Here is a 19949-nt window from a genome sequence, read left to right on the forward strand (position 1 = left end):
CGTACGGCCCCCGCTCAGTCGAGGATGTCGATCACGGAGGTGGCCTCCCGCCCGCGGAGGACCAGTTCGTCGGCCACCTGGAGGTGCCGGTGCCAGAAACGTTCGGCGGCGGGCCCGTCGCCGGCCCGGACGAGCGTGACGAGCTTCGCGTAGGCGCGGAGGGCGCGGGGGTAGTCGCCGTGCGCACCGGTCGCCTCGTGGGCGCGGACCGACGCCTGGGTCTGCCGCAGGATGATCTCGTGCACCATCCCCGCCATCAGCGCGAGCGTCCGGTTGCCGGACAGCTCGACGAGCCGCAGGTGGAAGCGCGCGCTGTCGACCGCGAACCGCTCGTAGTCGGTGACCGAGGCGCGCGCGTTGTCCAGCTCCTCCTCCAGGGCCGCGTACCGCTCGTCGTCACCGCTGAGGGCGAGCAGCCGGGCCGCGGGCGGCTCGATCGCGCTGCGCGCCTGGTACACGTCGCCGAGCGTGGCCTTGCCGAGCTGGAGCAGGAGCGAGGCGGGCCGGGCGACCGCCTCCGGGCCGGGCAGGGTCACCCGGGCGCCGGTGCGGGAGCCGCGGCGCAGCTCGATCAGCCCCTCGGACTCCAGCACCCGGAACGCCTCGCGGAGCGTGGGGCGGGAGACCCCGAAGTGCTCCATGAGCGTGGCCTCGTTGGGCAGGAAGTCGCCCTCGGTGAGGGAGCCCTCCACGATGCGGCGCCGCAGCCGGCGCGCCACCAGCTCGCCGGTCTTGGGGGCGCGGACCCCGCCGCCCCGGCCGCCCGCGGGCAGGCCGTGCCGTGTCCCCGAGTCCGGCAGTGCCATCGACGATCGCTCCCCGTGCGGTTGGTGAATCATGACTGACCAGCCGTTCAAGATTAGTAGATAACCTAGTCAACCATGTAATTTCCGTCGGGAAGAAGGATGCCACCGTGGAGTTCGGTGCCGGTACGCCGCTGGAGGAGTTCCGCGCGCAGGTCCGCGCGTTCGTCGCGGCCCACGCCCCCGGTTTCCGGGTCAGGTCGGGGGTGCGCAGCCCGGAGGACGCCGCCGAGCTGAAGGAGCTGCAGCGCTGGACGGCCGAGCTGTACGCCGCCGGCTACATCGGCGCCGACTGGCCCGCGGAGTACGGCGGGACGCCCGGCCACGACCCGCTGCGGCAGTTCGTGGTGGGGGAGGAGATCGCGCGGGCCCGCGCGCCGATGCCCGCGAGCGGCGGCTCGCTCGCCGCGCACGCGCTGATCCGGTTCGGCACGCAGGAGCAGAAGCGGCGGTACCTGCCGCGGATCCGGTCCGGCGAGGACGTGTGGTGCCAGCTGTTCAGCGAGCCCGAGGCCGGCAGCGACCTCGCGTCGCTGCGGACCACGGCGGTGCGGGACGGCGACGACTGGGTCGTCTCCGGGCAGAAGGTCTGGACGACCAACGGGCACTGGTCGCGGTACGGCTACCTGCTGGCGCGCACCGACCCAGGCGCGCCCAAGCACAAGGGCATCAGCGCGTTCGTCCTCGACATGAGCCTGCCGGGGGTGCAGGTCCGCCCGCTGCGGGAGCTGACCGGCACCTCCGACTTCAACGAGGTGTTCTTCGACGACGTCCGGCTGCCCGCCGGCGCCCTCATCGGCGAGCCCGGGCAGGGCTGGCTGATCGCCAACGCGTCCCTCGCCGAGGAGCGCAACGGCGTGGGCGTCTCTGTCGTGCAGCTCCAGATGGCCTGGAAGGACCTCGTCGCCCTCGCCCGCGAGATCGTCGTGGACGGCCGCCCGGCCCTGGAACTCGACGACGTGCGCCAGCGGCTCGCCAGGTTCCGCGCCGAGGTGGACGCCTGCGCGCTGCTCGCCCACACGTCGATGGCGCGGTGGCGGGCGGGCCGGGAGCGGATGATCGACGCCCCGGCGACCAAGCTGGCGTTCAGCGAGCTGAACCTGCGCATGGCCGAGTACGCCGTGTCCCTGCCCGGCGCGGCCGGCGTCCTCACCGAGGACGATCCGGACGCCGTCGCCGGGGGCCGCTGGCAGGACGCCTACCTGTACGCCCGCGCGTACACGATCGCCGGCGGCAGCTCGGAGATCATGCGCAACATCATCGCCGAGCGCGCCCTCGGCCTGCCCCGCGAACCCCGCTGACCGGCCCGTCCCTCGTCCCGCCCCCCAAGGAGGACGCCGTGCACCTGTCCAGGCTCGCCGAGCGGCATCCCGCCAAGCCCGCCGTGATCGAGGCGGCGACCGGCGCGGTCACCACTTACCGCGAACTGGACGAGGCGTCCCTGCGCCTCGCCCGGCTGCTCGCCGAGCGCGGGTTCGGACCGGGCGACCACGCCGCGCTGCTCATGGACAACGGCGCGGGCTACTTCACCGCCGCCTGGGCCTGCCAGCGGTCCGGGCTGTACTGGACGCCGGTCAACCACCACCTCACCGCCGGCGAGGCCGCCTACATCGTCCGCGACTGCGGCGCCCGCGCCCTGATCGCGTCCGGCGCGCTGGGCGGCGCCGCGCGGGAGGTCGCCGACGCCTGCCCGGACCTCGCGGTGCGGCTGATCGACGGGGACGGCGACCCGCCCGAAGGCTTCGAGGACCTGCGCGCGGCCACCGCGCCCTACCCCGCCGAGGAGCCGGCGGACGAGCGCGAGGGCTACTACATGTTCTACTCGTCCGGCACGACCGGGCGGCCCAAGGGCATCCTCCCCGAGTCGGCCGGGGAGCCGTTCGGCACCGGGCGCAGGCTCGACCAGGTGCTGCCCGCGCTGTTCGGGTTCGGGCCCGACACCGTCTACCTGTGCCCCGCGCCGCTCTACCACGCCGCCCCCACGGGCTGGACGCTCGGCACGATGCGCAACGGCGGCACGGTCGTCCTCATGGACCGCTTCGACGCCGAGCGGACGCTGGAGCTCATCGAGCGGCACCGGGTGACGCACGTCCAGTTCGTCCCGACGATGCTCGTCCGGATGCTCAAGCTCCCGGACGAGGTCCGCGCCCGGTACGACCTGTCGAGCCTCCGGACGGTCGTGCACGCCGCCGCGCCCTGCCCGGTCGAGGTGAAGCGCCGGATCATCGAGTGGTTCGGGCCGGTCGTGTACGAGTACTACTCCGGCAGCGAGGGAAACTGCTTCTTCCTCATCGACTCCGCCGACTGGCTCGCCCATCCCGGCTCGGTCGGCCGTCCCACGTTCGGCGCGGTGCACGTCCTCGACGACGATGGGCGGGAGCTGCCCGCCGGCGAGGTCGGCACCGTCTGGTTCGAGGGCGCGCCGGCCTTCCGGTACCACAACGACCCGGAGAAGACGGCCGGGGCGTACAACGACCGGGGCTGGAGCACGCTCGGCGACCTCGGCCACGTGGACGGCGAGGGCTACCTCTACCTGGTGGACCGCCGGGCCGACCTGATCCTCAGCGGCGGCGTCAACGTCTACCCGCGGGAGATCGAGGACGTCCTCACCGTCCACCCGGCGGTCGCCGACGTCGCCGTGGTCGGGGCGCCGGACCCGGAGATGGGGCAGCGGGTGCGCGCCGTCGTCCAGCCCGCGGACCCGGCCGCCGCCGGCCCGCGACTGGCCGCCGAGCTGATCGCCCACTGCCGGGACCGCCTGGCCGGCTACAAGTGCCCGCGCACCATCGAGTTCACCGGGGAACTGCCCCGGACGCCGACCGGCAAGCTGCTGCGCCGGCTGCTGTAGGTGACTCGGTCACCCTTGTTTGGGAGGACGATATGAAGCTGCGTCCCGGCCTGCAACTGGCCAGCGCCGTTGACGGAACCAGGATGGTCGTGGTCCGCGCACCGGCCGAAGAGGTCGAGGTGACCTGCGGCGGCGCGCCCATGGCCGACGCCGCGCAGGCGGCGGCCCCGGCCCCCGGCTCCGCCGACCCGGCGCGGCGGGCCGGGACCCTGCTCGGCAAGCGCTACGCCGACGAGGCCCTCGGGATCGAGCTGCTGTGCACCAAGGCGGGTGAGGGAACCGTCGAGGTGAACGGCGCCGCGCTGCCCGTCAAGGACGCCAAGCCGCTGCCCGCCTCCGACTGACCGCCCGCCCCGACGACTCGCCCCCGACGACTCCGCCCGGCGGCCTCCGCCGGGCGGACCGGCCGACTGGAGCACGGATGAACGTGACGATGCTGCTGGAGATGGCGGCGGACGGCTTCGGCGACCGGGTCGTGCTCGGTCCCCGCGGCGGCGGCCTGACCGCGTCCCGGCTGCGGGCGCTCGCCGCAGCCGCCGCCGGACGTGTGCGCGAATCCGGTGCGGAGGCGGTCGTCCACCTCGCCGAGAACGGCCCCGCGTTCCCGGTGGCCTTCTTCGCGGCGGCCTACGCGGGCGTCCCGCTGGTCCCGGTGAACTACCGGCTCGGCGAGGACCAGCTGGGCCGCCTGCTCGCCCGGCACCCCAAGGCGTACGGCATCGCCGGCGAGGACCGGCACGAGGCCCTCCGCGGCGCGGGCCTGCCGGTCCGCACCCCGGCCGACTTCCTGCACGAAGCCGGCGAGGCCGCAGCGGGGGCCGATGCCCCGGAGGCACAGGCCGATCCCGACGCCACCGCGGTGCTGATCTACACCAGCGGAACCACGTCCGAGCCCAAGGGCGTGGTGCTGCGCCACCACCACCTGACCTCGTACGTGCTGGGGACGGTGGAGTTCGCGGCGGCGGGCGAGGACGATGCGGCCCTGATGAGCGTCCCGCCGTACCACATCGCCGCGGTGTCCAACGTGCTCACCAACCTCTACGCGGGGCGGCGCTGCCTCACGCTGCCCTCGTTCACCCCGGACGGGTGGCTCGCCCTCGTGCGGGCCGAGGGCGTGACCAACGCGATGGTGGTCCCGACGATGCTCGCCCGCATCATGGACGCCCCCGGGCTGGACCGGTCGGTCCCGAGCCTGCACGCCCTCGCCTACGGCGGCGCGAAGATGCCGCCGCGCGTCATCGAGCGGGCGCTGCGCGAATGGCCGCACGTCGACTTCGTCAACGCCTACGGCCTGACCGAGACCAGTTCGACCATCGCGGTCCTCGGCCCCGACGACCACCGCGCCGCCCTCACCTCGGACGACCCGGACGTGCGGGCCAGGCTCGGATCGGCCGGGCGGCCCGTCCCGTCCGTCGAGCTGGAGATCCGCGATGATGACGGCCGGGTGCTGCCGGACGGGGCGAGCGGCCGGATCTGGGTGCGCGGCGAGCAGGTCTCCGGCGAGTACGCGGGGCAGGGCCCCTCGGTCGACGAGCGCGGCTTCTTCGACACCCGGGACCACGGCCGCCTCGACGGCGGCTACCTGTTCGTCGAGGGCCGCGCCGACGACACCATCATCCGGGGCGGGGAGAACATCGCGCCCGCCGAGATCGAGGACGTCCTGCTCCGCCGCCCCGACGTGGCGGACGCGGCCGTCGTCGGCGTACCCGACGACGAGTGGGGGCAGCGCATCGAGGCGGTGGTCGTGCCCGTGGCCGGGGCCGTCCTCGACCCGGAGGAGCTGCGCGGCCACATCAGGGCGCGGCTGCGCGGCTCCAAGACGCCCGACCGCATCGCCTGCTGGCCGGAGCTTCCCCGCACCCCGACCGGCAAGCTCGTCAAGCGCGACATCGTCACCGCGCTGACCGCGGCACAGCCCTGACCCGTCCCGCCCGGCCGTCCGGGGTCAGGGCTCCAGCGCCCGGAGGTGCCGGCTCATCCGATGCCGGGCCAGACTCACGTCGCCCGCCAGCACCGCGTCGGCGATCTTCTCGTGGACCGCCGCCTCCGCCGCCGACTCCGCCCCGGCCTCGCCGGGGACGCGGATCAGGCTGAGCTCCGCCAGCACGGCGGTGAACAGCGCCAGCAGCCGGTTGCGGCTCAGCCGCGCCAGCGCCGCGTGCACCTCCACGGCCGCGGCCGCGGGCGGGGCCGCGGGGTCGAGCTCGCGGCCGAGGGCGGCCTTGAGGTCGGCGGTGTCGCCGTGCGGGGCGAGGGCGGCGGCCAGCTCGACCGCCTTGAGCTCGACGGCCGTCCGCACCTCGAACACGTCACCGGGCTCGACCTGCAGGTAGCGCAGGTACAGGGCGAGCGCGTCGACGACCCGGGCCGGGTCGGGGGCCTGGACGACGAGCCCGCCGCCGGGGCCCTGCCGCATGCGGGCGACGCCGTTGTGCTCCAGGATCCGCACGGCCTCCCGGAACACGGCCCGGCTGACCTCCAGCTCCTCGCACAGGCTCGCCTCGTTGCCGAGCACCTCGCCGGTGGGCCAGCCGCGCCGCCGGATCTCCTGGCGGACCAGCAGCGCCACCTTCTCCGGGAGCTTGCCCCCGATGGCCCCGATGACCGGCCCCGCGAGCTGCTCGGCGAGTGACTCGGCGGGCTCGCCGGGCGGCCGCGCGCGCTCCGCGGCCTGCGCCTCGCGCACCCGGTCCAGCCAGGCGCGCTCGCCGTCTAGCTGGCTGCGCACGCGCCGCTCGGCCTTGACCTCGTCGCCCGAGACGATCGCCTCCGCGATGGCCGGGAGCGCCCGCCGGCGGGCGCCGGCCGCCTTCTCGCCCAGCCGGTACCCGTCGGCGGGGACGCCGGCGAGGGCGCCGGTCACCCGGGTGAGCGTCGGGATGAAGATCGAGAGCACCGGGTTGTGCGTCGCCTGGGCGATCGCGACGCTCAGCGGGCGGTCGACGCGGTCGTCGGCGGCGACCGCGCGCAGGTGGGCGATGTCCTCCTCGCCGATCCGCCGCGCGGCCAGCCGCGCGGCGAGCACCTCCAGGGTGCTGCGGGCCTCGTACAGCTCGCCGACCGACACGTCCGCGAAGTGGAAGAACGCGGCCACCGCCTCGGCGACGACCGCGCCGGCCGGGGCCCGCACCACGAGGCCGCCGCCGCGGCCGCGGCGCATCGCCGCGACCTGCTTGTACTCCAGGATGCTGATCGCCTCGCGCACCACGGCGCGGGAGACACCGTAGCGCTCGATCAGCCGCGCCTCGGAGCCGATCGCCGCACCGACCGGCCAGCCGCGCTCGACGATCTCGTCCTCGATGCGCCGGGCCACGTGCTCGGCGAGCTTGCGCCGGGGCGCGGCGGGGGACGGCTGCGACGGCGCGGTCAACGGCGCACTCCGGTCGGGTCGGGTACCTCGGTCGGGCGAACCGGATGAATCCTAGCGAGCATCTTGGCGGCCACACCTAAATATGCTACTAATTTCCCCACGGAAGCGCGAGTCGCAGGTCCGGGCCGATGGCCCGGGCCAAGGCGCCCGGGTCACTCCGCCCCCGGCGGAGTTCCGGAGACGGTGCAGCGTCTCGGCTTGCGGCGAGTGATTGCTGTCCGGCAGGAAGAGGTAGATCAGGTGGTCCCTGCGGCGGACGACGCGGCGACATCGCGTCCTGACGGCCCGATTCGCAGCGAAACATCCAACGAAATAGCTCTGATCACCCTGAACCGGCCCGAGCGCCTCAACGCATTCACGGCCGAGATGCGCGAGCTGTACCTGGCGGCGCTCGACCGGGCCGACCGCGACCCGGAGGTCCGGGCGATCGTGGTGACGGGGGCCGGGCGGGCGTTCAGCGCCGGCGCCGACTTCAAGGCCCTGGAAGGGCTCGACGCCGAGACGATGCGGGCGCGCTCGGCCGCGCAGAGGCACCCCTTCGACCGCGCCATGCGGCTCCGGAAACCGCTGATCGCCGCGGTGAACGGGCCCGTCGCCGGCATCGGCGTGGCGCACGCGCTCATGGCCGACGTCCGCTTCGCCGCCCCGGAGGCGACCTTCACCACCGCGTTCGCCAGGCTCGGGCTGACCGCCGAGGGCGGCACCGCCTGGCTGCTGTCCCGGCTCGTCGGGACGGCCCGCGCGCTCGACCTGCTGTACTCCTCCCGCCCGGTCGGGGCCGCGGAGGCCGAGCGCATCGGCCTCGTCCAGTGGATCGTTCCAGCGGACGAGCTCGTCGACCGCGCCCGCGCCTACGCCGCCGGCCTCGCCGCGAACTCCGCCCATTCGCTGACCCGGATGCGCGAGCAGGTGCACGCCGCCTGGGAGCAGGACTGGCGCACCGCCTACGCGTACTCCCAGGACCTCGTCTACGAGAGCCTCGACCGCCCCGAGTTCGCCGAGCTCGCCGCCCGCCGCTCCGCCGTGCGGGCCGCCGGGTCCGGCACCGCCCCGTCCCGTCCCAGCAGCGCATGAAGGAGTTGTCCACCGTGACCGAGACGGCGACCGAGCCGGCCGCGGGCCTGGCGACGCTCACCCCCCTCGTCTCCCCGCGTTCCATCGCGGTGGTCGGCGCGTCCGACCACCCCGCCCGGATCGGCGGGCGCATCCTCGCCCGGCTCAAGGAGACCTACCGGGGCGGCATCTTCCCGGTGAACAGCTCCCGCGCCACCGTCCAGGACCTGCCCGCCCACCCCGACGTGTCCGCCCTGCCCGAAGCCGTCGACCTGGCGATCGTCGCGGCGCCCGGCCCGGCCGTCCCGCAGATCGCGCGGGACGCCGCCGCCCGCGGCGTCGGCGCGCTGCTGGTCCTGTCGGCGGGCTTCGGCGAGGCCGGCGAGGAGGGCCGGCGCGCGCAGGACGAGCTGGCCGCCATCGGCGCCGCGTCCGGGATGCGGATCTGCGGGCCGAACTGCATCGGGATCATGAACCTGACCATCGGGCTGCGCGGGGTGTTCTCCACCCTCACCGACGTCCCGCAGGAGCCGGGCAACGTCGGCATCGTCAGCCAGAGCGGCGGCTTCGGCATGGGCATGTTCGAGACCGCCCAGCAGTCCGGGCTCGGTGTCTCCTACGTGCTGGCCACCGGCAACGAGGCCGACGTGACCTGCGGCGAGATGGTCGGGCACCTGGTCGAGCAGCCGGACGTGGAGGTCATCGCGCTGTTCATGGAGGGGGTGCGCAAGCCGGGCACGCTGCTGGCCGCCGCCCGCCGCGCCCTGGAGCTGGGCAAGCCGATCGTGGCCGTGCGGACCGGCCGCTCACAGGTGGGGGCCCGCGCCGCCGCCAGCCACACCGGCGCGCTCTCGTCGGCCGACGACGTCGTGTCGGCGGCGTTCGAGGGCGCGGGGATCGTCCGCGTCGACGGGCCGGCCGAGCTGGTGGAGTACGCGCGGATGTTCGCGGCCGGGCGGCGGCCGGCCGGGCGCAGGCTCGCCGTCGTCACCTCCAGCGGCGGGGCGGGCGTGCTCATGGCCGACATCGCCGAGTCCGCGGGGCTGGAGATGCCGTCGCCGGCCGGGACGCTGGCGGAGGAGCTCGGCGGGCTGGTGCCGTCCTTCGGATCGACCGCCAACCCGATCGACCCGACCGCGCAGATCGTCAACGACCAGTCGATGCTCCGCGAGCTGCTCACCAAGGTCACCGCGGCGCCCGACTACGACATGGTGGCCGTCGCGGGCGCTGCGCGCGGCCTCGGCGCGGCGCTGCGCGAGACGCTCCAGGCCGGGGCCGAGTCCACCGACAAGCCGTTCGCGGTGTGGGCCGGGCAGCCGGACGTCGCCCGCGACCTGACCGCGCGGGGCGTCACCACCTGCCACGACGCGAACCTGCTGATCGGCGCGATGGGCGCGATGGCCGGCTACCGGGAGAACCGGGAGCGGCTGCTCGGCGAGCCGTACCACCCGCGGCCCGACGCCGTCCCGGCCGCCGCGGCGCCGCCGCGGCCGCTCGCCGAGCACGTCTCCCGCCGCTACGTGGTCGAAGCCGGCATCCCGGTGCCGGACGAGCGCATCGTCACCGGCACGACCGGGGCAGCGGCCGCCGCCGCGGAACTCGGCGGCACGGTCGTGCTGAAGCTCAGCGCGGACTGGCTCTCCCACAAGAGCGAGCACGGCGCCGTCCGGGTCGGGCTCACCGGGCGCGCCGAGATCGAGAGCGCCCTCGCCGAGCTGGCCGCGCTCGGCGAGCGGCTGCGCCCGGAGGGTGCCCCCGCCGCGGAGATCCTCATGCAGCGGATGGCCGAGCCGGGCCTGGAACTCGTCTGCGGGCTGTTCACCGACCCCACGTTCGGGCCCGTCGTCACGGTCGGGCTCGGCGGGACGCTCGTCGAGATCGTGCGGGACCGGCGGCTCGCACTCGCCCCGGCCGGACCGGCCGAGGCCGGGCGGCTCGTCCGGGGACTGGCCGGCGGACGCCTCGTCGGCGCCGCCCGCGGGCTCACCGAGGAGCAGGCCGCGTCCGTCGCCGGCGTCCTGGCAGGGCTCGGCGAGGCCGCCCGGCGGCACCCCGAGCTCCGCGAGCTGGAGCTGAACCCGCTGATCGTCGGGCCGTCCGGCGCCGTCGCCGTCGACGCCCTGGCCGTGGTGGCGGGGGACGGACCGTGCTGAGGACCGTGGTCATCCGGCTGGCCGCGCTGCTCCCGCTGGTCTTCCTCGTCTCGACCGCGGTGTTCTTCCTCGGCCAGCTCTCCGACATCGACCCCGCGGAGAACATCGTCGGGCCGGAGGCGACCGAGGAGCAGGTCGCCGCCGTCCGGCGCGACCTCGGGCTGGACCGCCCCGCCATGGAGCAGTACTCCGACTGGCTGTCCGGCGCCGTGCGCGGCGACCTCGGCGAGTCGGTCTACACCAGGGCGGACGTGTCGGCCTCGCTGCTGCAGGCGCTGCCGGTGACCCTGTCGCTCACCTTCGGCGGGCTGCTGGTCGGGCTGCTGCTCGGGGTGCCGTCCGGGATCTGGAGCGCGCTGCGGGCGGGCCGCGCGGGGGACCGGGCGATCAGCCTGTTCGCCACCGTCGGCCAGGCCGTGCCGGGCTTCTGGCTGGGCCTGCTGCTGATCTTCGCGTTCGCGATCCAGCTGCCCTGGTTCCCCTCGGTCGGCTACGTCGCGATCGACCAGAGCCTCACCGGCTGGCTGCGCAGCCTGGTGCTGCCCTCGGTCTCGCTCGGGCTGGTCGCCGCGGCCGCGATCTCGCGGCAGACCCGCTCCAGCATGATCGGCGTCCTGCAGCAGGAGTACGTGCGCACGGCGCTCAGCAAGGGCCTGTCCAAGCGGCGCGTGGTGGTCAAGCACGCGCTGAAGAACGCCGCGGTGCCCATCGTGACGGTGGTGTCGTTCCAGGTCACCTCGCTGCTCGGCGGATCGATCGTGATCGAGCGGCTGTTCGCCATGCCGGGCTTCGGGCAGCTGGCCATCGACGCGGTGCTGCGCCGCGACCCGGACGTCATCCAGGGCATCGTCGTGCTCACGGTGATCATCGTCGTGCTGGTCAACGTGCTGCTCGACCTCTCGTACGCGTGGCTCAACCCGAAGGTGCGTGCGCTGTGAGCGCCGCGCAGGCCGCGGGCGCCCGGTTCACCGCCCGGCTGCTGCGCTCCAGGACGACGCTGTTCTGGGCCGGGATCGTCGGGGCCGTCGTGCTCTGCGCCGTCCTCGCCCCCGTCATCGCGCCGTACGACCCGCTCGACGGCGACGTCAGGGAGGGGCTGCTCGGCCCGTCCGGCGACCACTGGCTCGGCACCGACAAGCTCGGCCGCGACGTCTTCTCGCGGATCGTGTACGGCGCGCAGGTCGCGCTCCTCGCGGGCGCCGAGGCCGTCGGGATCGCGGCGGCCATCGGCATCCCGCTCGGGCTGCTGTCCGGCTACGCCGGCGGCTGGACCGACCGGATCCTGATGCGGATCGTCGAGGGCGTCATGTCGGTGCCGTTCCTGGTGCTGGCCATCGCGCTGATCTCGGTGCTGGGCCCGGGGCTGTGGAAGTCCATGGCCGTCGTCGGCGTGGTGTTCGCGATGACGCTGATGCGCCTCACCCGGGGCGAGACGCTCGCCGCCCGGGAGGAGCTGTACGTCGACGGGGCACGGGTCGTCGGCGCCGGCGCGCCGCGGATCCTGTTCCGGCACATCCTGCCGAACATCACGCCGCCGCTGATCGTCCAGGTCACGCTCATGATCGCCGGTGCGATCATCGCGGAGGCGACGCTGTCGTTCCTCGGGCTCGGCGCGCAGGCCGGCCACGCGAGCTGGGGCTCGATGCTGGCGGACGCGCAGGAGAGCATCCGGCAGAGCTTCTTCCTCACGCTGCCGCCCGGCATCGCCATCCTGGTCACCGTCCTGGCGTTCAACCAGGTCGGCGACGGGGTGCGGGACCTCTTCGCCCGCGAGGCCAAGGCCGGGACGCTGGGCGTCAACCCGGTGCACCGCGGCGGGAAGGGCGACGCCCCGGCCGCGACCGCGGCGGAGCCGCCCGCCGGGACGGCGGTTCCGGACCCGCTGCTGAGCGTCCGCGACCTCACCGTGTCGTTCCCGCAGCCGGCCGGCGGCCGGGTGACCGTCGTGCAGGGCGTGTCCCTGGACGTGGGCAAGGGCGAGATCCTCGGGCTGGTCGGCGAGTCCGGGAGCGGCAAGAGCGTCACCGCGATGTCGCTGCTCGGCCTCGTCCCCGACCCCGGGCGGGTCGCCGCCGCCAGCGTCCGGCTGGACGGCCGGGAGCTGACCGGGCTGCCGTTCGACGAGCTCCGCAAGGTGCGCGGCCGGGAGATCGGCGTGGTGTTCCAGGAGCCGATCGCCAGCCTGAACCCGGCCTACACGGTCGGCGACCAGGTCGCGGAGGTCCTGCGCGAGCACGCCGGGCTGCCCCGGGAGCGGGCGCGCGGTCGGGTGATCGAGCTGTTCGAGCAGGTGCACATCCCGAACCCCGCCGACCGGCTCGGCGACTACCCGCACCAGTTCTCCGGCGGCATGGCGCAGCGCGTGATGATCGCGATGGCGCTGGCCTGCGGGCCCCGGCTGCTCGTCGCCGACGAACCCACCACCGCCCTGGACGTCACCGTCCAGGGGCAGGTGCTCGACCTGCTGCTGGAGCTGCGCGAGCAGACCGGGATGTCCATCCTGCTGATCACCCACGACCTCGGCGTCGTCGCGGACGTGGCCGACCGGGTCGCGGTGATGTACGCCGGGCAGCTGGTGGAGTGCGGGCCCACCGAGGAGGTCTTCCGGAAACCGGCCCACCCCTACACCGAGGGGCTGCTCGCGTCCCTGCCGCGCAACGTGCGGCGGACGGGCCGGCTGCCCTCGATCCCCGGCGTCGTCCCGGCGCCGGACGCCTGGCCCGCGGGCTGCCATTTCGCGGACCGCTGCCCGCACGCCCGGCCCGAGTGCACCGCGGGGCCGATCGACCTGGCCGCCGTCGCGGGCGGCGGCCGTGCCACCCGATGCGTCCGCGCGGGCGAGCTGGCCCTGACCGGGGTCGGCGGCACCGGCGCGGTGCAGATTGCGAAGAAGCCATGACCTCGACGACAACCGACGCGGGGAGCGCGGGGCAGGGCACCGGCGGGACCGGGCCGCTGCTGCGGGTGCGGGACCTGACCGTCACCTTCGCCGGCCGCCGCCCGGCCCCCTGGCGGCGCCCCGCGACAACCGTCGCCGTCAACGGCGCGGACCTCGACATCGCGCAGGGCGAGACGCTCGGGCTGGTGGGGGAGTCGGGCTCCGGCAAGTCCACCACCGCGCGGGCCGTGCTGCGGCTGCTGCGCCCCGACCGCGGCACGATCGAGGCGGCGGGCTTCCGCGTCGACGCGTTCGGCCGCCGGGTCCCGGACGGCTACCGCCGCGCGGTGCAGGCCGTCTTCCAGGACCCGCTCGGCTCCCTGAACCCCACCAAGGTGATCGGCGACATCGTGGCCGAGCCGCTCGCCGTCCACTTCGGCCTGCGCGGGCCGGAGCGGGACGGGCGGGTCGCGGAGCTGCTCGACCGGGTCGGCCTCGCCGCCCACCACGCCCGCCGCTACCCCTACGAGCTGTCGGGCGGGCAGCGCCAGCGGGTGTCGATCGCGCGTGCGCTGGCCCCCGAACCCCGCCTGATCATCCTGGACGAGCCGGTCAGCGCGCTGGACGTGTCCGTGCAGAGCCAGGTCGTCAACCTGCTGGAGGACGTCCGCGACCGCACCGGCGTCGGGTACCTGTTCGTCGCCCACGACCTGGCCGTCGTCCGGCACGCCTGCGACCGGATCGCGGTCATGTACCGCGGCCGCGTGGTGGAGGAGGGCCCGGCGGACCGGATCTGCGAGCGGCCCGCCCATCCCTACACCGAGGCGCTGCTCGCGGCCGTCCCCGACCCCGACCCGGCGCGGCAGCGGCTCCAGCGGCGGCGCCGCCGCGAGCTGGCGGTCTCGCCCGGGACCGCCGCCGCCGCGCCCGCCGCGGCGGCCGCCGGCTGCCCGTTCGCCCCCCGGTGCCCTCACCGGATGCCGGTGTGCACCGACATGTTTCCCGACCGGACGTCCGTGCCCGGTGGCGGCCGCGTGGCCTGCCACCTGTACGACGCCCCCCTCACCACCCCGGAGGACGCTCGATGACCCGTAACCCGGCACCACGGCGGCTGCTCGCCGCGACGGTCGCGCTGGCGACCGGCCTGGCCCTGACGGCATGCGGCGGAGGCGGCACGTCCGGCGACGACGCCGGCGGCTCGCTCGTCGACAAGGCCGGCGCCCCCTCGGCCCCGGCCGGGACGCTGCGCATGGCGGCCTGGCAGGAGACGCCGTCCATGGACCCGGTCCGCACGACCACCCAGAACGGCATGCTGATCTTCCCCGAGTACGACACGCTGACGGTCGTCGACGCCGAGTTCAAGCCGCAGCCGTGGCTGGCGACCTCGTGGACCCAGCCCGACCCCGGGACGTGGGAGTTCAAGCTCCGCGACGACGTCGCCTTCCACGACGGATCGAAGTTCGACGCCGAGACCGTCAAGCTGAACCTGGACCGGGCCAAGAAGGTCACCGGCGGCCCCTACACCAACATCTACGCACCGATCTCCAAGGTCGAGGCCGTCGACCCGGGCACGGTCAGGGTGTCGTTCTCGACGCCGCAGCCGAACTTCCCCTACAGCATGTCCACCGTCGCCGGGGCGATGATCAGCCCGAAGGCGATCAAGGAGGAGACCGACCTGACCCGCACCGCCGCCGGCAGCGGCGGCTGGATCTGGCAGAAGGACGCCCACCGGGAGGGCGCCGAGCACGTCTACAAGGCCAACCCGGACTACTGGAACAAGGACGCCGTCCGGGCCGAGACGATCAACGTCAAGATCATGCAGGAGAGCAACGCCCGGCTGAACGCCGCGCAGAGCGGCCAGGTCGAGGTGATGTCCACGCTGCAGCCGGACCAGATGGACGCGGCGCAGAGCGCGGGCCTGCGGGTGCTCACCGACCTCACCTCCACCGGCACGTTCCTGATCATGGACCGGGAGGGCAAGAAGGTGCCCGCCTTCGCCAAGCCGGAGGTCCGGCAGGCGATCGGACTGCTCCTGGACCGGGACGCCTACAACAAGGCGCTGCTGTCGGGCAAGGGCGACGCGAAGGGCGGCGGGTTCGCCGCGCCGGGGTCCCCCTGGTACGACGCGTCGCTGGAGGGGGTCAACAAGGCCGACGCCGCGAAGGCCAAGGAACTGCTCGCCCAGGCGGGCTACCCCGACGGCTTCACGTTCGAGGTCGGCAACGCGCCCGTCATCAGGCAGATCAACGAGACCATCGCGCAGCTGCTGAAGGAGGGCGGCATCACGATGAAGATCGTGGACGTCGCCAACGGCCAGTACACCGCGGACGTGCGCAAGGGCCGCTTCCCGGCCGGCTACTTCGTGCCCACCTCGATCGACATCTACCAGTGGTGGAGCCGCACCGTCTCCACCAAGGGCATCTACAACCCGTTCAAGCTGGACGACCTCGACGACCTGGAGAAGACCTACGAGCAGGCCCTGGAGATGTCCGACGACGGCGCGCGCAAGCCGCTGATGGACCGGCTGCAGCGGGAGACCATCGAGCGCGGCGTGGCGTTCCCGCTGAGCCAGAACCCGCGGGCCGCGGCGCTGGCCGCGTCGGTACGGGCCACACAGCAGCCCGTCTTCGCGCCGGAGGACATCGCCCCCCGGCCGCACTACCTCTGGACTAAGTGAACTATGTTCGCGAAGTCAGCTACGTCGGCGTAAGGTGAGGACATGACCGCGAGGGCGTGGCTCTTCGACGTCGACGGCACCCTGCTGGACTCGGTGACCGGGACGTCGCTGCGTCCCCTGGCCCGCGAGCTGCTCGCCGGGCTGCGGGAGCTGGACGTGCCCGTGCTGCTGTGGAGCGCGGGCGGGGCGGACTACGCGCGCCGCCGCGCCGAGAGCGCGGGCATCGCCGACCTGGTCACGGCCGTCCACGTCAAGGCCGAGCGGGACGGGCGGGGCCACTGGGTCCTGCCCGCCCTGCCGCCCGAGCACGCCCCCGCCGTCCTGGTCGACGACCTTCCCCACGAGGTGCCGCCCGTGGGGGAGGTGGTCGGCGTCCCGCCCTACGTCGGGCCGAACCCGCACGACACCGCCCTCGCCGCGCTGCTCCGCCGGCTTCCCGCCCGCGCCGGGCCCCGCGACGAGACCCACTCGAACGACGAAGACCCGCTGAACACCGGAAGGACCCGATGAACCACGCCCGTCCCGAGCCGGGAGCGAGCCCCGCCGACCGGCCGCTGCCCGCGCGGCTGCGCCGGGTGATCGCGCTCGACCCCGCGGCGACCGCGCTCACCTTCGGCGACCGGAGCTACCCCTGGGCCTACCACGCCGAGACCATCGACGACCTGGAGTCCCTCCTGGCGGGGACCGGGGCCCGCCGGATCGGCATCGTGCTGCGCAACCGGCCCGCGCTGCTGTCGGCGGTGATCGCCGTGCTGGCCACCGGTCGCGAGGTCGTCACGCTGAGCCCGTTCCACGGCGACGTCGGGCTGGCCGAGGACATCGCGGCGCTCGCGCCGCAGGCCGTCATCGCCGACCCGGAGGACTGGGCCCGGAGCGGTGTCACCGACGCCGCCCGCGCCGCCGGGGCCGTGGCCGTCCAGACCGGGCAGGAGCGGGCGCTGGCCCGCCGCGAGGTGGACTGGACGCCCGCGCCGCGCCCCGCGGAGCCCTCCGACGTCGCCGTCCTGATGCTGACCAGCGGCACCACCGGCAAGCCCAAGCGGGTGGAGCTGACCTACTCGCGGCTCACCGCCGCCTACAACGCCGCCGGGACGGCGGCGGCGCTGGACGGCGAGCCCCGGCTCCGCCCCGGCAGCGTGATCCTCTGGACCTCGCTGGTGCACATCGCCGGCCTGTACTTCGTGGTGAGCACCGTCCTGGAGGGGCGCGCCACCGCGCTTCTCGAACGGTTCGAGGTGGACGCGTGGGCCGCGCTCGTCCGCGCGCACCGGCCGAAGGTCGTGGGCCTGCCGCCGACCGCGATGCGCATGGTCATGGACGCCGAGGTGCCCGCGGACGTGTTCGACGGCGTGCGCGCCGTCCTGTCGGGCACCGCGCCGCTCGACCCCGCCGACGCCGAGCGCTTCGAGGCCCGCTACGGCATTCCCATCCTCACCAACTACGGCGCGACCGAGTTCGCCGGGGCCATCGCCGGCTGGCACCTGAAGCTGCGCCGGGAGTGGGGCGAGTCGAAGCGGGGCAGCGTCGGCCGGGCCCACCCCGGCATCGAGCTGCGCATCGTCGACCGGGACACCGGCGCGCCGCTGGGGCCGGGCGAGACCGGCATCCTGGAGGCGCGCGGCGACCAGCTCCCCGCCGGCGGCGGCGCCTGGACCCGGACCACCGACCTGGCCTCCCTCGACGAGGACGGCTTCCTCTACATCCACGGCCGCGCCGACGACGCCATCAACCGCGGCGGCTTCAAGATCGTTCCGAGCGTGATCGAGGACGCGCTGAAGGAGCACCCGGCCGTCTTCGACGCCGCCGCCGTCGGGCTGCCCGACCCGCGGCTCGGCGAGGTGCCGGTCGCCGCGGTCACCCTGCGCTCCCCGGCCGGTTCCGCCGAGCTCGCCGCGTGGCTGCGCGACCGGCTGGCCCGCTACCACCTGCCGGCCGAGATCAAGGTCGTGGACGAGCTGCCGCGCACCCCGTCCATGAAGATCAGCCGCCCGGGCGTCCGGGCGCTCTTCGACGTCCCCGAAAGGACCGCCTCATGAGCGAGACGACCGATGCCCCGACCCAGGAGGAGTTCGAGAAGGCGACCTCCGCCGAGCTGGACGAGGCCGACATCGATAAGGACCGCGCGGTCGTCGGCCGGGACTGGGCGAGCCGCTCGCAGGAGTTCCTCAGCACCGCCACCCCGGAGGCGATCCGCAACTTCGCCACCGGCTACGGGGACGACAACCCGCTGTTCACCGACCCCGACTACGGGCGGGGCACCCGGTGGGGCGGGCAGATCGCGCCGCCGATCATGGCGGCGATCCTGAACGCCCCGCTGCGCGGCGAGCGCCCGTCCAAGCAGGAGCGCGGCGGCAGCTACCGGGGCATCCACGCCTTCGTGTCCGGCGGCACCTGGGACTGGTACCGGCCGATCCGCCCCGGCGACACCATCTACAGCTTCGGCGGGCTGGAGTCGGTCGAGCTGAAGCGCTCGGAGTTCGCCGGCCGCTCGGTCGTGAAGGTGAACCGCCAGGTCAAGATGAACCAGAACGCCGAGGTCGTCGGCGTCTACCGCACGCTGGTCATCTACACCGAGCGCAAGAAGGCCCGCGAGCGCGGCAAGTACAAGGACATCGCGGACCCGAGCTACACCGACGAGGACCTCGCGAAGATCGAGGAGATCTACGCGGCGGAGCAGCCGCGCGGGAGCGAGGTCCGCTACTTCGAGGACGTGCAGGCCGGCGAGGAGCTCCCGCCGATGGCGAAGGGCCCGCTGACCACCACCGACATGATCGTCTTCCACGCGGGCGGGTACGGGTTCGTCCCGTACGGGCTGAAGACGGGCCGCCTCGCCCACCGCAACCGGCAGCGGATCGCCCCCTTCTACATCAAGAACGAGTACGGGGTCCCGGACGTGGCGCAGCGCGTCCACTGGGACTCCGCCTGGGCGCAGGCCATCGGCACCCCCCGCGCCTACGACTACGGCGTGCTGCGCGAGTGCTGGGCGCACCACTACCTGACCGACTGGGCCGGCGACGACGGATGGGTCGTCTCCCAGCACGACGAGATCCGCAAGTTCAACTACCAGGGCGACACGCACTTCCTGTCAGGCGAGGTCACCGGCAAGTCGGTCGCCGAGGACGGCCGGTGCCTGGTCGACATCGCGTTCCGGGGCACCAACCAGCGCGGTGAGGACACCGTCAAGGGCACCGCGGCCGTCGCGCTGCCGAGCCGCGAGCACGGGCCCGCGCTGCTGCCCGGGGTCCCGGCCGAGCTGCAGCGCAAGGCGGTCGAGATGATGTCCCGGCACGGGGAGCTGCTGCGCGAGGGGCGGCCGTGACCGCTCCGGAGGCCGGTCCGGCGGACGGCGTGCGGTGCGAGGTCGCGGGCGGCGTGCTGCACGTGACCCTCGCCCGCCCGGACAGGGCCAATGCGCTGCGGGGCGGGGACATGGGCGTCCTGCTGCGCGCGCTGGAGGACGCCGCCGCGGGCGGCGCCGTCCGGGCCGTGCTGCTGCGCGGCGAGGGCCGGAACTTCTGCGGTGGCGCCGACCTGGTCGCCGCGAACGCCCCGGGTGGCGGGGAGCGCCCGCCGCTGGGCGCGATGATCCGGAACCTGTCCGCGACGGCGCACCGGCTCGTCCGGACGCTGTGGGAGCTGCCGGTGCCGACGGTGGCCGCCGTGCAGGGGCGGGCGGCCGGGCTCGGCCTGCACCTGGCGCTGGCCTGCGACTTCGTCGTGGCCGCCGACACGGCCGCGTTCAGCGAGCCGTTCGCCCGGCGCGGGTTCACCGCCGACAGCGGCGGCACGTTCCTGCTGCCGCGGCTCGTCGGGATCGCGCGGGCCAAGCAGATGCTCATCCGGGGCGCGGTCGTCCCGGCGGCGCGGGCCCTGGAGTGGGGCCTCATCGGCGAGGTGGTGCCGGCGGACGAGCTGGCCGGCACCGCCCGGGACCTCGCCGCCGAACTGGCCGCCGGGCCGACCCTCGTGCACGGCCTCACCAAGGCGCTGATCTCCGAGCACCTCAGCGCCGACCTGCCGCGTGCGCTGGACGCCGAGGCGCGCACGGTCGAGCTCAGCCTGCGCGGCGAGGACTTCAAGGAGGGCATCCGGGCGTTCCTCGGGCGCCGCGCACCCGCCTTCACCGGACGCTGACTTCACCGGACGCCGACCCCACCGCACCGACGA

General features: G+C 74.5%; 16 protein-coding genes. 14 read left to right on the forward strand and 2 right to left on the reverse strand.

From position 1 onward, the window contains the following. Positions 1–14: 14 nt before the first annotated feature. Positions 15–806: an FCD domain-containing protein gene (locus tag E1200_RS00115; protein WP_131949658.1), complete on the reverse strand. Its 792-nt coding sequence runs from the start codon at positions 804–806 to the stop codon at positions 15–17. A 107-nt stretch (positions 807–913) separates the two neighbouring features. Between E1200_RS00115 and E1200_RS00120 the strand changes: the two genes are divergently transcribed. From E1200_RS00120 to E1200_RS00135, 4 genes are all read left to right on the forward strand, one after another. Then, complete coding sequence (locus E1200_RS00120; RefSeq protein WP_131949659.1) at positions 914–2104, forward strand: acyl-CoA dehydrogenase family protein; 1191 nt, start codon at positions 914–916, stop codon at positions 2102–2104. 38 nt (positions 2105–2142) lie between these two features. Next, positions 2143–3651, forward strand: coding sequence for an acyl-CoA synthetase (locus E1200_RS00125; RefSeq protein WP_131949660.1), 1509 nt, complete (start codon positions 2143–2145; stop codon positions 3649–3651). Between the two features lie 32 nt (positions 3652–3683). Then, entirely contained in the window at positions 3684–3995 is a 312-nt protein-coding gene (locus E1200_RS00130) for a hypothetical protein (RefSeq protein ID WP_131949661.1), read from the forward strand. Positions 3996–4072: 77 nt separating this feature from the next. Continuing rightward, complete coding sequence (locus E1200_RS00135; RefSeq protein WP_131949662.1) at positions 4073–5572, forward strand: fatty acid--CoA ligase family protein; 1500 nt, start codon at positions 4073–4075, stop codon at positions 5570–5572. 24 nt (positions 5573–5596) lie between these two features. Here the strand turns inward: E1200_RS00135 and E1200_RS00140 are convergent, their stop codons facing one another. Continuing rightward, positions 5597–7021 (reverse strand): FCD domain-containing protein, encoded by a 1425-nt coding sequence (locus E1200_RS00140; RefSeq protein ID WP_131949663.1) that lies wholly within the window; start codon positions 7019–7021, stop codon positions 5597–5599. Positions 7022–7261: 240 nt separating this feature from the next. Here E1200_RS00140 and E1200_RS00145 point away from each other — a divergent pair, with 240 nt between their 5' ends. Genes E1200_RS00145 through E1200_RS00190 form a run of 10 tightly spaced genes read left to right on the forward strand, consistent with a single transcriptional unit; the run spans position 7262 to position 19916 of the window. Beyond that, positions 7262–8095 carry an enoyl-CoA hydratase-related protein gene (locus E1200_RS00145; protein ID WP_279483222.1) on the forward strand — a complete coding sequence of 278 codons (834 nt, stop codon included), beginning with the start codon at positions 7262–7264 and terminating at the stop codon, positions 8093–8095. 14 nt (positions 8096–8109) lie between these two features. After that, positions 8110–10227, forward strand: coding sequence for an acetate--CoA ligase family protein (locus tag E1200_RS00150; protein WP_165950139.1), 2118 nt, complete (start codon positions 8110–8112; stop codon positions 10225–10227). Then, a complete protein-coding gene (locus tag E1200_RS00155; protein ID WP_131949665.1) occupies positions 10221–11165 on the forward strand; it encodes an ABC transporter permease in 945 nt (314 codons plus the stop codon). The genes E1200_RS00150 and E1200_RS00155 overlap by 7 nt, the downstream gene beginning before the upstream one ends. Then, entirely contained in the window at positions 11162–13126 is a 1965-nt protein-coding gene (locus tag E1200_RS00160; RefSeq protein WP_165950140.1) for a dipeptide/oligopeptide/nickel ABC transporter permease/ATP-binding protein, read from the forward strand. Before E1200_RS00155 ends, E1200_RS00160 begins: the two co-directional genes overlap by 4 nt. Further along, a complete protein-coding gene (locus E1200_RS00165) occupies positions 13123–14193 on the forward strand; it encodes an oligopeptide/dipeptide ABC transporter ATP-binding protein (protein ID WP_131949667.1) in 1071 nt (356 codons plus the stop codon). The genes E1200_RS00160 and E1200_RS00165 overlap by 4 nt, the downstream gene beginning before the upstream one ends. Continuing rightward, positions 14190–15782 carry an ABC transporter substrate-binding protein gene (locus E1200_RS00170; protein ID WP_131949668.1) on the forward strand — a complete coding sequence of 531 codons (1593 nt, stop codon included), beginning with the start codon at positions 14190–14192 and terminating at the stop codon, positions 15780–15782. The genes E1200_RS00165 and E1200_RS00170 overlap by 4 nt, the downstream gene beginning before the upstream one ends. Before the next feature lie 42 nt (positions 15783–15824). Further along, positions 15825–16292 carry an HAD family hydrolase gene (locus tag E1200_RS00175; protein WP_131949669.1) on the forward strand — a complete coding sequence of 156 codons (468 nt, stop codon included), beginning with the start codon at positions 15825–15827 and terminating at the stop codon, positions 16290–16292. Then, complete coding sequence (locus tag E1200_RS00180) at positions 16289–17818, forward strand: AMP-binding protein (RefSeq protein ID WP_131949670.1); 1530 nt, start codon at positions 16289–16291, stop codon at positions 17816–17818. The genes E1200_RS00175 and E1200_RS00180 overlap by 4 nt, the downstream gene beginning before the upstream one ends. Continuing rightward, positions 17815–19101, forward strand: coding sequence for a MaoC family dehydratase N-terminal domain-containing protein (locus E1200_RS00185; RefSeq protein WP_131949671.1), 1287 nt, complete (start codon positions 17815–17817; stop codon positions 19099–19101). The genes E1200_RS00180 and E1200_RS00185 overlap by 4 nt, the downstream gene beginning before the upstream one ends. Further along, positions 19098–19916 carry an enoyl-CoA hydratase-related protein gene (locus tag E1200_RS00190; RefSeq protein WP_131949672.1) on the forward strand — a complete coding sequence of 273 codons (819 nt, stop codon included), beginning with the start codon at positions 19098–19100 and terminating at the stop codon, positions 19914–19916. The genes E1200_RS00185 and E1200_RS00190 overlap by 4 nt, the downstream gene beginning before the upstream one ends. Positions 19917–19949 lie beyond the last annotated feature (33 nt).

The sequence above is a fragment of the Actinomadura sp. GC306 genome (genome assembly GCF_004348665.1).
Taxonomy (GTDB): domain Bacteria; phylum Actinomycetota; class Actinomycetes; order Streptosporangiales; family Streptosporangiaceae; genus Spirillospora.

What these genes read in the sequence shown, in the direction of transcription:
- E1200_RS00130 (WP_131949661.1), top strand. Translation starts at nt 3,684, where the DNA reads ATGAAGCTGCGTCCCGGCCTGCAACTGGCCAGCGCCGTTGACGGAACC.
- E1200_RS00185 (WP_131949671.1), top strand. Translation starts at nt 17,815, where the DNA reads ATGAGCGAGACGACCGATGCCCCGACCCAGGAGGAGTTCGAGAAGGCG.
- E1200_RS00180 (WP_131949670.1), top strand. Translation starts at nt 16,289, where the DNA reads ATGAACCACGCCCGTCCCGAGCCGGGAGCGAGCCCCGCCGACCGGCCG.
- E1200_RS00170 (WP_131949668.1), top strand. Translation starts at nt 14,190, where the DNA reads ATGACCCGTAACCCGGCACCACGGCGGCTGCTCGCCGCGACGGTCGCG.
- E1200_RS00115 (WP_131949658.1), bottom strand. Translation starts at nt 806, where the DNA reads ATGGCACTGCCGGACTCGGGGACACGGCACGGCCTGCCCGCGGGCGGC.
- E1200_RS00175 (WP_131949669.1), top strand. Translation starts at nt 15,825, where the DNA reads ATGACCGCGAGGGCGTGGCTCTTCGACGTCGACGGCACCCTGCTGGAC.
- E1200_RS00165 (WP_131949667.1), top strand. Translation starts at nt 13,123, where the DNA reads ATGACCTCGACGACAACCGACGCGGGGAGCGCGGGGCAGGGCACCGGC.
- E1200_RS00135 (WP_131949662.1), top strand. Translation starts at nt 4,073, where the DNA reads ATGAACGTGACGATGCTGCTGGAGATGGCGGCGGACGGCTTCGGCGAC.